Genomic DNA, 12,012 nt, shown 5'->3' with positions numbered 1-12,012 from the left:
CCCGGCGGCAACTGGATTTACCGCTCGCCCCGAGCCCCGCCGAGAACAGCGGGGGCGGGGTCGTCAGTGCTGTTCGCCGGCCGTCAGCGCGACGGTTTGGGGCACGACGGGTGCGAGCCCGCCGTCACCAGGTCGGCCACCGCGAGCCGCGGATCGCCACTGGTCACGACGCCTTCGCCGACCAGGATCGCGTCAGCGCCGGCCCCTGCGTAAGCCAGCAGGTCCGCGGGCCCGCGCACGCCGGACTCGGCCACCTTGATGGTGCTCGACGGGAGCCCGGGGGCGATGCGCGCGAAGCAGTCGCGGTCCACTTCCAGAGTCTTCAGGTTGCGGGCGTTGACGCCGACGACCTTGGCCCCGGCCTCCAGCGCGCGGTCGGCCTCCTCCTCGGTGTGCACCTCGACGAGGGCCGTCATGCCCAGCGACTCCGTGCGGTCGAGGAGCGAGGCGAGGACCTGCTGCTCCAAGGCGGCGACGATCAGCAGGATGACGTCCGCTCCGTGTGCGCGCGCCTCGTGGATCTGATACGGCCCGACGATGAAGTCCTTGCGGAGGATCGGGATGTCGATCGCCGCACGCACCGCGTCGAGGTCGGCGAGCGACCCGCCGAAGCGGCGTTCCTCGGTGAGGACGCTGACGATGCGAGCGCCGCCGTCCTCGTACGCCTTCGCCAGATCGGCCGGGTCGGGGATGTTCGCGAGCCGGCCCTTGGAGGGACTCGACCGCTTCACTTCGGCGATGACCGCGATATCGGTCTGACTCAGCGCCGCCATCGCATCTCGCGGCGCCGGCGCCGCTGCCGCGGCCTTCTTGACTGCGGCGAGATCGAGGACCGATTCGCGCGCGGCGACGTCAGCCTTGACTCCCTCGATGATCGAATCGAGCACTGACTGGTTGCTCACGACTATCGGCCCCTTTCACTGCGTGCATCAAGAGTAAGCACCACCGCGGGAGACCGGGAGGCTGGGGTCGCTTCACCCGTGATCCACGTCGCGAACAGGCCCGCGACCGCCGGTCCTCAGCGGGTGGGACCGGCGTCGTCGGCGGAGTGATCCGCCGGGTCGTCGGTGGGGTCGATCCCCTCGTCGAGCGAGTCCCACAGCAATCGCTCGTTGGGCGCGGGAGCGGCTGGTTCGCCCGCTGCCGCGGCCCGCTCGCGCTCGGTGAAGATCTGCCGTTCGAGTTCGTCGCGGCGGGCGGCGGGCGCCGAGTACTTCGACGACATGCCGCCCTGGTTGGCCGTTCGGGCCATCGCAACCGCGCCGAGCACCGCACAGATCGCCGAGGCGATCACCAGGTATCCGGGGGTGGACTCGGTGGGAATGCCGTCCACCACGGCTCGCGCCGGGACGTCGACCATCTGCACGATGTAGAGATTGTCCTCGCCCTCGGTGAGCAGGGAGATGGGCGGAATGACGGCGACACCGCCGCCGATCGCCACCAGGATCGCGACGATGCGCAGGGCCCAGCCGCGCAACGCGAACTGCGCGATGACGGCGGCGGCCATCGCGATCGCCACCGGTGTGAGCCACGGACTCCAGTCCGAGCCGTGCACCGTGAACTCGCGGGCCGGTCCCAGATCCGGTGCCACGAGGATCGTGGCCCACTGCATCCGGGACGCAGCCCAGAGGCCGAGTGCGGCCAGCAGGATCAGCACCGAGGCGATCGCCTGCCACCGCCGGTTGACGGGCCGCGCAGCCGTGGCCGGCTCCTCGGGGGTCTGCTGCTCGGGGGTCTGCGGATTGCTCATGGGGTCTCCTCCCCCGCCACCGGGCGCATGGTGCCGGCGGCGGCTACTGCGGCGAGCACCGCCGACGCCTTGTTGCGCGCCTCGTTGAACTCGTACTCGGCGTCGCTGTCGGCGACGACTCCGCCGCCGGCCTGGACGTAGGCGGTGCGGCCGGACATCAGTGCCGTCCGGATCGCGATCGCGGTGTCGGCGTTGCCTGCGAAATCGAGATATCCGACGACGCCCCCGTACAGTCCGCGGCGGGTGATCTCGTTGGCCTCGATCAATTCCATCGCCCGGACCTTCGGCGCCCCGGTGAGGGTTCCCGCCGGGAAGCAGGCGGTCACCGCATCGAGCGCCTGCTTGTCGTCGCGAAGAGTTCCGGAGACCGTGGACACCAGGTGCATCACGTGGCTGTAGCGCTCCACTCGGCGGTAGTCCGTGACGCGGACGGTGCCCGGCTCGCATACCCGGCCCAGATCGTTGCGGCCCAGGTCGACCAGCATCAGATGCTCGGAGTTCTCCTTCTCGTCCTCGAGCAGGCCCTTCGCGAGCAACTGGTCCTCCGCCTCGGTGGCACCGCGCCAGCGCGTGCCCGCGATCGGGTGTGTGGTGGCCACCCGATCGGTGACGGTGACCAGTGCCTCGGGCGAGGATCCGACGATCGTGAACGGCTCCCGGTCGACGCCCGGCATCCGAAGCAGGTACATGTACGGGCTCGGATTCGACGCGCGCAGGACGCGGTACACGTCGAGCGGATCGGCGTCGGTGTCGATCTCGAAGCGCATCGACGGCACCACCTGGAACGCCTCACCCGCCTCGATCTGTCCGACCAGACCCTCGACGATCTCGCGGTAGTCGTCCAGCGAGCGCTGCGAGCGGTAGTCGGGCGCGGGCCTGTCGAAGGTCGAGACGGTGGAGGGAGCCGGGGCGGCCAGCGCCCGGGTCATCGCATCCAGCCGCGCGACGGCGTCGTGGTAGGCCTCTTCGGCGCGCTCGTCGCTGCCGTCCCAGTTCACGGCGTTCGCGATCAGGGTGATCGTGCCCTCGTGGTGGTCGAAGGCGGCGAGATCGGCCACCAGCAGCCAGAACATGTCGGGGAGCCGCAGGTCGTCGACCGTCTGTTCCGGAAGCCGCTCCAGGCGGCGCACGAAGTCGTAGGCCATGAAGCCGACGAAGCCGCCGGTCAGCGGGGGCATCCCGTCGAGCGGATCGGTCTGCAGCAGCCGCAACGACTCGTCGAGCGCCGCAACCGGATCGCCGCCCACCGGAGCTCCCGCGGGGACGTCGCCCCACCAGTGCGCCTGCCCGTCGGCGACGGTCAGGGCCGAACGGGTGCCCGCGCCGATGAACGACCAGCGCGACCACGAGGCGCCGTTCGGCGCGGATTCGAGCAGGAAGGTGCCTTCGCGGAGACCGCCGCCGGCCCCCGGCTCGGCTGCCAGCTTCCGGAACGCCGACAGCGGTGTCTCTGAGTCGGCGAGGACCTTGCGGGTCACCGGGACCACTCGGTGGTCGCGGGCCAGATCGAGGAAGGTGGCGAGCGGGGTCGTGCTCGCGGAGTTGTCTGCGGTGCTCATCGTGCCCGTCACCCCAGCGGCTCTCCGCCGACGCCCCAGTGCTGGCGCGGCACTTCGGTGATCGTCACCCACACCGAGTCGGGATTCTTGCCCGTCGCTTTTGCGTACGCCTCGGTGACCGCGGCGATCGTCTCGCGCTTCACGCGGTCGGAGAGACCCGGCGTCTGGGATATCTGAATCAGCGGCATCGCGTCACCGTTCCTGGTCGTCGGTTCGCGCGGGTTCGGCAGGCACCCCGAACTCCAGCGGCTCGGTGTCGAAGCAACTGTGGTTGCCGGTATGGCAGGCCGCCCCCGTCTGGTCGACGGTCAGCAGCAGGGTGTCGCCGTCGCAGTCGATCCGGATGTCGTGGACGTACTGGGTGTGCCCGCTGGTCTCGCCCTTGACCCAGTACTCCCCGCGGGACCGCGAGTAGTAGGTGGCCTTGCGGGTCGCGAGCGTCCGCTCCAGGGCTTCGTCGTCCATCCAGGCCATCATCAAGACGATGCCGGTGGACCGTTCCTGCGCGATCGCGGCGAACAGACCGTCGTCGTTTCGCTTCAACGTGGCTGCGAGCTCTGCGGGCAGCGCCATGATTCTCCCTCTTCTCGAACGTGTGCGGCCGGTGACGGTCTCAGCGCACCACGATGTGCTCGGCGCGCATCGCGTCCTTGACTTCGCCGATCGTCATGTCGCCGAAATGGAACACCGAAGCGGCCAGAACGGCGTCCGCGCCGGCTTCGACAGCCGGTGCGAAGTCGGCGACCTCGCCCGCACCGCCGCTGGCGATGATGGGGATGGTGACCGCGTCGCGCACGGCCCGGATCATCGCGATGTCGAATCCGGCCTTGGTGCCGTCGGCGTCCATCGAGTTCAGCAGGATCTCACCGACGCCGAGTTCCTGCCCGCGGCGAGCCCATTCGACGGCGTCGATGCCGGTGCCCCGGCGACCGCCGTGAGTGGTGACCTCCCAACCAGACGGCGTCGCCTCGCCGCCCTCGGGCACCGTCCGCGCGTCCACCGACAGCACGATGCACTGAGAACCGAACCTCCGGCTCATCTCGCTCAGCACGTCGGGCCGTGCGATGGCGGCCGTGTTGACGCTCACCTTGTCGGCGCCCGCGCGCAGCATGGTGTCGACGTCGTCGACGGTGCGGATGCCGCCGCCGACGGTCAGCGGGATGAAGATCGCGTCGGCGGTGCGCCGCACCACGTCGAGCATGGTGCCGCGGCCCGCACTGGACGCCGTGACGTCGAGGAAGGTCAACTCGTCGGCGCCCTCGGCGTCGTAGCGCTCCGCGAGTTCCACCGGGTCCCCGGCATCACGCAGATTCTCGAAATTGACGCCCTTCACCACTCGCCCGTCGTCGACGTCCAGACACGGGATGACGCGGACTGCCACGCTCACGGGTGAGTCTCCTTGCTGTTGGTTCGTTCTCGACTGCCGAGGTCCCGGTCGGCGAACTGATCCGGCATCGCCTCGCCGATCACCTCGAGCAATTGTCCATGAAGCAGGCGATTGCCCGCGACGAGCGACGTGGACTGGACGGTCCACGGGTCGCCCGCGAGGTCGGTCACGACGCCTCCCGCGGCGCGCATCAGCGCCGCGCCGGCCGCGTTGTCCCACGCCTTCGCGCTGAACGACACCGCGCCGCCGAACACGCCGGCCGCCGCATACGCGATGTCGGTGCCGGTGGAGCCGGTCATCCGCAGCCGGCCGGCACGGTAGCTGAGGCGGCGCTGCAACTCAGCGCGCGCGGCGCCCGGGACCTCGCCGCGCGCTCGCGCGTTGAACGACCCGAAGCCGATGACGGCCGATTCCAGCGGGCTGTCGGGCACGGGCTCGGCCGCCTCCCCGTCGATGATCAGCGGACCGCCGATATGACCGGCGAAGCGCTGGCCGACCAGCGGGAGTCGGGTGAGCCCGAGCACCGGCACACCGTCGACGGCGAGCGCCAGCAGCATCGCGGCGATCGGCATCCCCACCGAATAGTTGAAGGTCCCGTCGATCGGATCGAGAATCCACATCGCGCCGTCGTCGGGGGCCGGGCCGCCGAACTCCTCGCCGTGGACCTCGATGCCCGTCCGTCGCTCGAGCTTCTCGGCGATGCTGCGCTCCAGCGCGAGATCGACGTCGGTGGCGAAGTCGCCACGGCCCTTCGCGTGCGTGCCCGGCGAGCCCAGCCCGTCGACGAACAGCCCGGTGACCTCGTCGAGCACCGATTCCCCGGCAGCCAGCAGCTGCGGGTAGTCGCGTGCGTCGACGGCATCGGTCACGGCCGGTTCACCGGCTCCCGGCGCCCGCGACGGCGTCGAGCGCCTCGCGCAGTGTGAAGCGGCCCGCGTACAGGGCCTTGCCAACGATGGCGCCCTCCACGCCCAGCGCGGTCAGCTCGGCGATCGCGAGCAGGTCGTCGATCTGCGAGATGCCGCCCGAGGCCACGACGGGCGAGTCGGTGGCGCGGGCCACCTGTTCCAGCAGTTCCAGATTGGGTCCGCTCAGCGTGCCGTCCTTGCTGACGTCGGTGACGACGTACCGCGCACAACCGTCGTTGTTCAGGCGCTCCAGGGTCTCCCACAGGTCGCCGCCCTCGGTGACCCAGCCGCGGCCGCGCACCGTGTACGAGGAGCCGTTGCGCGTCACGTCGAGTCCCACGGCGATCTTGTCTCCGTACTCGGCGATCGCGCGTGCGCACCAGGCGGGGTTCTCGATGGCGGCGGTGCCGAGATTGACCCGCGTGCACCCGGTCGCCAGCGCGGCGGCGAGCGAGGCGTCGTCGCGGATGCCGCCGGACAGCTCCACCTTCACGTCCACTGCGGCGGCCACCTGGGCGAGCAGCTCACGGTTGTCGCCGCGGCCGAACGCCGCGTCGAGATCTACGAGATGCAGCCACTGGGCGCCGTCCCGCTGCCAGGCCAGCGCAGCGTCGCGCGGTGAGCCGTAGGAGGTCTCCGATCCGGCCTCGCCCTTGACCAGGCGAACCGCCTGACCGTCGACCACGTCGACGGCCGGGAGGAGTTCGAGGATGCCCATCAGTTCAGTTTCGCTTTCGGTGTGTACGGTGCCGGCCGCACGTTGTCGTGTCGCGGGGTCGACATGTTTGTGGGGGTGCTGTGGAGGCGCCGTGTCGCGGGTGTCCGGGCGCGAGCGTCCACCGTCCGGTGCCGCCGGAGCCGGTCACTTCTCCTGTGTTCGCCTGCGTTCCAATTCCGCCCGGCGGGCATCGATCTCCCGCTGCACGCCGGCCAGCATCCGGCGCGAGACGAGGGCGATCGCGACCACCATCAGCACGATGGCGGCGAGGGCGACGCACAGCGCGGCGGTCGGGTACGGTCGCGCCAGCGACAGCACGATCGGCAGCATCACCGCGAGCACCAGCACGCCCGCACCGAGCGAATAGAACACCAGTCTCGCGAACGAGAACTGCTGTGCCGCTTCGCTTGTCTCTTTCACTTACGCGATCCCCCCGATCCAGTTCCGCAGCAGCTCGGCGCCGACGTCACCGGACTTCTCGGGATGGAACTGCGTGGCCGAGAGCGGACCGTTCTCGACCGCGGACAGGAACCGTCCACCGTGCTCGGACCAGGTGAGTTTCGGCGTCTGTATCGGCGAACCCGCCGAATCCATCTCCCACGTCTGCGCGGCGTAGGAGTGAACGAAGTAGAAGCGTGCGTCGTCGTCGATACCGTCGAAGAGCACCGAGTCGTCCGGTGCGTCGACGGTGTTCCAGCCCATGTGCGGGAGCACCTCCGCCGGCAGTCTGGTCACCGAACCCGGCCACTCGCCGCAGCCCTGCGTGTCGACGCCGAACTCGACGCCGTGACTGAACAGGATCTGCATCCCCACGCAGATTCCGAGCACCGGCCGCCCGCCCGCCAGCCGGCGTCCGATGATCCGATCGCCCCGGACCGCCTTCAACCCGGCCATGCAGGCCGCGAACGCACCGACGCCGGGCACCACCAGTCCGTCGGCACCGATCGCGGTCTCGAAGTCGGACGTGATCTCGACCTGCGCTCCGGCTCGCTCCAGCGCTCGCTGCGCCGAGCGCAGGTTGCCCGAACCGTAGTCGAGGAGCGCGACGCGCGGTGAACTCACAGGGCGCCCTTCGTCGACGGGATGCCCGAGGTCCGCGGATCCGGTTCGACGGCCTCGCGCAGTGCTCGCGCGACGGCCTTGAACTCGGCCTCGGTGATGTGGTGCTGGTCGCGGCCGTACAGCACGCGGACGTGCAGGGCAATGCGGGCGTTGAGCGCGATCGATTCGAACGCATGACGGTTGAGGACGGTCGCGTACGACACGACCGGCTTGTCGCCGCCGGAATAGCCGCCGATCACGGCGGTCAGCATGTGATCGGGTTCGCCGGTGTGCACGCAGTACGGTCGGCCCGAGACGTCCACGATGGCCTGGGCGAGCGTCTCATCCATCGGGATCCAGGCGTCGCCGAACCGGCGGATGCCCCTCTTGTCGCCGAGAGCCTGCCCGATGGCCTGTCCCAGCACGATGCAGGTGTCCTCCACCGTGTGGTGCGCCTCGATCTCGATGTCGCCCTTCGCGTGCACGGTGAGGTCGAAGCTGCCATGCGCACCGAACGCGGTGAGCATGTGGTCGAAGAACGGCACCGAGGTGTCGATGTCGGTCCTGCCGGTGCCGTCGAGGTTGATCTCGACGGTGATCGACGACTCGCGCGTGGTGCGCTCGACGCGGGCGATCCGGGGTTCGTGCTGCGCTGTTGTCACTGCTGCTACTGCTGCTTTCGGTCGGTATCGGCCACCAGTTCCGCGCTGACGGCCAGGAAGGCGTCGTTCTCGGCTGGTAGTCCAATGGTCGCACGCAGGTGCCCGGGGATGCCGACATCCCTGATCAGGACACCGCGGTCGAGGTAGCGCTGCCAGGTGGCGGGAGCGTCCGCGAACTCGCCGAAGAGGATGAAGTTCGCATCCGACGGCGTCACCGCGTATCCCATACCCGTGAGCGCGGCGGCCACGCGGTCGCGTTCGGCGGCGATCGCGGCGACCGCACCGAGCGTTTCCGACGAGTGCTGCAGGGCCGCCCGCGCGGCGGCCTGCGTCAGCACCGACAGGTGGTACGGCAAGCGCACCAGAAGCAGCGCCTCGATCATGGCCGGCGCCGCGGCCAGATAGCCGAGCCGGCCGCCCGCGAAGGCGAACGCCTTGCTCATGGTCCGCGACACGATCAGCTTGCTGCCGAACTCGTCGATCAGCGAGACCGCGCTCGGCTGCGACGAGAACTCGCCGTAGGCCTCGTCGACGATCACGATGCCGGGGGCCGCGTCGAGGAGACGCCGCAGATCGGCGATCGCGACGCTCCCGCCGGTCGGATTGTTCGGCGAGGTCACGAAGACGATGTCGGGCCGGTGCTCGGCGATCGCTGCGACGGCCTGCTCCACGTCCAGAGAGAAGTCGTCCGCGCGATGAGCGGGGACCCACTGCGTCTGCGTGCCGTCGGCGATGATCGGGTGCATCGAGTACGACGGCACGAAGCCCATCGCCGTGCGCCCGGGCCCACCGAAGGCCTGCAGGATCTGCTGGAGGATCTCGTTGGAGCCGTTGGCCGCCCACACGTTGTCGACCGACAGTTCCACGCCCGTGGCCGCGCTGAGGTACGCGGCGAGGTCCGAACGCAGGCCCACCGCATCCCGATCCGGGTATCGGTGCAGATCCTCGGCCGCGGCGGCGACCGCCTTCGCGACGTCGTCGATCAGCGCACGACTCGGCGGGTGCGGGTTCTCGTTGGTGTTCAGCACCACCGGAACCTGAAGCTGCGGTGCTCCGTACGGCGACTTCCCGCGCAGCGAGTCGCGCAACGGGAGGTCGGCGAGACCGACGGACCGGCCCGGACCGGTCACCGTGCTCCCCCGAACCTGGCCTGGACCGCCTCGCCGTGCGCGGGAAGGTCTTCGGCGTTCGCCAGCGTCACGACGCGGTCGGCGATCTCCGCGAGCGCGTCGCGGTCGTAGTCGATCACATGCACTCCGCGCAGGAACGTCTGCACCGACAGGCCGGAGGCGTACTTGGCCGAGCCGGACGTCGGCAGAACGTGGTTGGAGCCCGCGCTGTAATCACCGAGGCTCACCGGCGAATAAGTACCGACGAAGATCGCGCCGGCGCTGGTCACTCTGTCGGCCACGGCCTGCGCGTCACGCGTCTGGATCTCCAGGTGCTCGGCCGCGTACGCGTCGACGACAGCCAGCCCGGCGTCGATGTCGTCCACCAGGACCACCCCGGATTGCGGACCGGCCAGCGCGGTCTTGACGCGCTCGGAGTGCTTCGTGGCCGACGCCGCGAGTTCCACGGCCTCGTCGACCGCATCGGCGAGCGCCTCGCTGTCGGTGACGAGCACCGCCGCCGCGAGGACGTCGTGCTCGGCCTGGCTGATGAGATCGGAGGCGACGACCGCGGGATCGGCGGAGTCGTCGGCCAGAATCGCGATCTCGGTGGGACCGGCCTCGGAGTCGATGCCGACCACGCCGCGCACGAGGCGCTTGGCCGCGGTGACGTAGATGTTGCCGGGACCGGTGATGAGATCGACCGGGTCCAGGACGCGGCCGTCGGTGTCGTCACCGCCGTAGGCCAGAAGCGCGATGCCCTGCGCACCGCCGACGGCCCACACCTCGTCGACCCCGAGCAGGGCGCACGCGGCGAGGATGGTCGGGTGCGGCCATCCGCCGAAGTCGGCCTGGGCGGGAGACGCGACGACGAGTGAGCCGACACCCGCCTCCTGAGCCGGGACCACGTTCATGATCACGCTGGACGGGTAGACGGCGTTGCCTCCGGGAACGTACAGACCCACGCGACGCACCGGGATCCACTTCTCGGCGACGGTTCCGCCGGGCACCACCTGGGTGACCGAGGTCTGGCGTCGCTGGTCTGCGTGCACCAGGCGAGCGCGACGGATCGACTCCTCCAGGGCATCGGCGACCGCGCCGTCGAGGTCGGCCCGCGCCTTGGCGATCACCTCCGCCGGGACGCGGACTGACGCCGGGCGGACCCTGTCGAACTTCTCGGTGTAGTCGAGGGCCGCGGTGGCACCATGCTCAGCGACCGCTTCGACGACGGGAGTGACCGTGGGCAGCACGGCGTTGACGTCGGTTCCGCCGCGCGGCAGCGCACGACGCAGTTGGCTCAGCGTCGGGGTGCTGCCTCGCAGGTCGGTTCGGGTGAGCATGTGTTCTCCGCTCCGCTTTCGAGGACTTGAGGGCACTGTCCAGGATATGCGGTCGATGCAAACCGTTTGCGCACCGGCCTCGGAGCCGAAGGCGACTGAACACTCCGCATGCGATTCAGGCCCGTTCGGCGGTCGACCTTCTCGTCGGGCCCGGCCGCCGCGCGGGGTCGCGCCGCATCGGCACGTGCGGAATCCCGTCCTCGACGAACTCCGGTCCGTCGGGGACGTATCCCCACCGTGAATACAGGCCCGCGAGGTGGGCCTGAGCGTCGAGAACACTCGGGCGGTCGGCGATGTAGGCGACGGCCCGATCCAGGAGGGCCCGCATCAACCCGGTGCCTCGGAGTTCGGGCCGCACGCAGGCCCGGCCGATCCGGTGCCGGGTCTCGCCGTCGGGAAGTCGGTCCAGCAGCACGCGCACAGTGGCGACCGGACTTCCGTCCACGGGGTCCGCGCACCAGAGGTGGAGAGTGGTGGGCTCCACATCCCGGCCGTCCAACTCGTGGTAGGCGCAGTCCTGTTCGACGACGAAGACCTCCTCGCGCAGTCGCAGCAGACCGTAGAACGTGATCGGGTCCAGTTCGGAGGCGGTCGAGGCGTACACGGTCGGCGTCATTCCACCGATGATGCCCGAACGTACGGACATCTAGGCTCGACCCATGACGAAGACGGCCCCCGGTGACGACTCGGTGGATGCGTATCTCGCTGCTGTCACGGACCAGCGGCGGCGGGACGACGCCCGGCTCGTGGTCCGACTGTTTCGGGAGGTGACCGGTACCGAGCCGGTGATGTGGGGGTCGATGGTCGGTTTCGGCCGCCACCGCTATCAGACCGCGGACGGACGGTCGCACGAGACTTTCGCGGTCGGTCTCGCGGCCCGGCGACAGGCGCCACTGTTCGCCCCGATAGCGCTCGTCCATGGGCTGCCCGACAGGTCTGCGGCTTCTCTCACAGTTCTTGTCGGAGGTCGGCGGTATGATTCGAACATAGAAGCACAGCAGGAGTGTTCTCGGACACTGTTCAGGTGGAGGGGGTGGGTTCGATGGTCACGTCGGAGGTGCTGCTGCCGGACGACCCGGCCGCCCTCGCCCGCCTGTTGGAGGCTGCGGCGACCAAGTTCGCGTCCCTACCGCTGTCCGCGGTGACCGAAGACGCCCTGTTGGAAACCGTCGAGACCCTCGAGCGCACGCATCGTCGTCTCGACGGTGTCGACGCCGCAGTGCTGGTGGAGGTCTCCGACCGCAGCGCCTACCGCAAAGCCGGATACCTGTCGGTGCATCAGTATTTGGCGCAGGGGTTGCGGCTCGGTGACGGTGCCGCCCGACGCCGACGCGTCAGTGCCGCCGGCATCGGACGATTCACCGAACTGCAAGGACAGACCCGCGAACCGATACTGCCGGCGACTGCGGTCGCGGTGGGCGAGGGTGCGATCGGTGCCGACCACGTCCGCGAGATCGACGCCGTCATGGACAAGATTCCCACCGCGATCGACGCGCAGACCCGGGCACGGGCTGAGGCGCAGTTGGCGTGGGTCGCCC

General features: G+C 69.7%; 15 protein-coding genes. 1 reads left to right on the top strand and 14 read right to left on the bottom strand.

The features are described from left to right. Positions 1-83 precede the first annotated feature (83 nt). From trpC to Y710_RS14055, 14 genes are all read right to left on the bottom strand, one after another. On the bottom strand, positions 84-902 hold the full coding sequence (gene trpC / locus Y710_RS14120) for an indole-3-glycerol phosphate synthase TrpC (protein WP_006895389.1): 819 nt from the start codon (positions 900-902) through the stop codon (positions 84-86). A gap of 116 nt (positions 903-1,018) precedes the next feature. Then, positions 1,019-1,750, bottom strand: coding sequence for a TIGR02234 family membrane protein (locus Y710_RS14115; RefSeq protein WP_062367734.1), 732 nt, complete (start codon positions 1,748-1,750; stop codon positions 1,019-1,021). Beyond that, positions 1,747-3,309 carry an anthranilate synthase component I gene (locus tag Y710_RS14110; protein WP_156479452.1) on the bottom strand — a complete coding sequence of 521 codons (1,563 nt, stop codon included), beginning with the start codon at positions 3,307-3,309 and terminating at the stop codon, positions 1,747-1,749. The genes Y710_RS14115 and Y710_RS14110 overlap by 4 nt, the downstream gene beginning before the upstream one ends. 8 nt (positions 3,310-3,317) lie before the next feature. Further along, complete coding sequence (locus tag Y710_RS14105) at positions 3,318-3,497, bottom strand: tautomerase family protein (protein ID WP_006895384.1); 180 nt, start codon at positions 3,495-3,497, stop codon at positions 3,318-3,320. Between the two features lie 4 nt (positions 3,498-3,501). After that, the gene (hisI, locus tag Y710_RS14100) at positions 3,502-3,882 is read right to left on the bottom strand and encodes a phosphoribosyl-AMP cyclohydrolase (RefSeq protein ID WP_006895382.1); all 381 of its coding nucleotides are present in this window, start codon (positions 3,880-3,882) and stop codon (positions 3,502-3,504) included. Positions 3,883-3,922: 40 nt separating this feature from the next. Beyond that, positions 3,923-4,696: an imidazole glycerol phosphate synthase subunit HisF gene (gene hisF / locus Y710_RS14095; RefSeq protein ID WP_006895381.1), complete on the bottom strand. Its 774-nt coding sequence runs from the start codon at positions 4,694-4,696 to the stop codon at positions 3,923-3,925. Continuing rightward, positions 4,693-5,565 (bottom strand): inositol monophosphatase family protein, encoded by an 873-nt coding sequence (locus tag Y710_RS14090; RefSeq protein WP_062367732.1) that lies wholly within the window; start codon positions 5,563-5,565, stop codon positions 4,693-4,695. Before Y710_RS14090 ends, hisF begins: the two co-directional genes overlap by 4 nt. Before the next feature lie 7 nt (positions 5,566-5,572). Continuing rightward, positions 5,573-6,322 (bottom strand): bifunctional 1-(5-phosphoribosyl)-5-((5-phosphoribosylamino)methylideneamino)imidazole-4-carboxamide isomerase/phosphoribosylanthranilate isomerase PriA, encoded by a 750-nt coding sequence (gene priA / locus Y710_RS14085; protein ID WP_006895379.1) that lies wholly within the window; start codon positions 6,320-6,322, stop codon positions 5,573-5,575. 144 nt (positions 6,323-6,466) lie between these two features. Further along, positions 6,467-6,742 (bottom strand): hypothetical protein, encoded by a 276-nt coding sequence (locus Y710_RS14080; protein ID WP_006895378.1) that lies wholly within the window; start codon positions 6,740-6,742, stop codon positions 6,467-6,469. Further along, on the bottom strand, positions 6,743-7,384 hold the full coding sequence (gene hisH, locus Y710_RS14075; protein WP_006895377.1) for an imidazole glycerol phosphate synthase subunit HisH: 642 nt from the start codon (positions 7,382-7,384) through the stop codon (positions 6,743-6,745). Further along, complete coding sequence (hisB, locus tag Y710_RS14070) at positions 7,381-8,025, bottom strand: imidazoleglycerol-phosphate dehydratase HisB (protein WP_006895376.1); 645 nt, start codon at positions 8,023-8,025, stop codon at positions 7,381-7,383. Before hisB ends, hisH begins: the two co-directional genes overlap by 4 nt. Positions 8,026-8,030: 5 nt before the next feature. Further along, positions 8,031-9,155, bottom strand: coding sequence for a histidinol-phosphate transaminase (locus Y710_RS14065; protein WP_062367731.1), 1,125 nt, complete (start codon positions 9,153-9,155; stop codon positions 8,031-8,033). Then, positions 9,152-10,474 carry a histidinol dehydrogenase gene (gene hisD / locus Y710_RS14060; RefSeq protein ID WP_006895374.1) on the bottom strand — a complete coding sequence of 441 codons (1,323 nt, stop codon included), beginning with the start codon at positions 10,472-10,474 and terminating at the stop codon, positions 9,152-9,154. Before hisD ends, Y710_RS14065 begins: the two co-directional genes overlap by 4 nt. Before the next feature lie 115 nt (positions 10,475-10,589). Further along, entirely contained in the window at positions 10,590-11,090 is a 501-nt protein-coding gene (locus Y710_RS14055) for a GNAT family N-acetyltransferase (RefSeq protein ID WP_045538837.1), read from the bottom strand. A 426-nt stretch (positions 11,091-11,516) separates the two neighbouring features. Between Y710_RS14055 and Y710_RS14050 the strand changes: the two genes are divergently transcribed. Beyond that, a partial coding sequence (locus Y710_RS14050; RefSeq protein ID WP_156479454.1) for a DUF222 domain-containing protein occupies positions 11,517-12,012 on the top strand: 496 nt, incomplete at its 3' end.

This window comes from Gordonia sp. QH-12 (genome assembly GCF_001578675.1).
Taxonomy (GTDB): Bacteria; Actinomycetota; Actinomycetes; order Mycobacteriales; family Mycobacteriaceae; genus Gordonia; species Gordonia sihwensis.
Note: the sequence above shows the minus strand (reverse complement) of the source record. Positions and strands in the feature narration are given on the sequence as shown.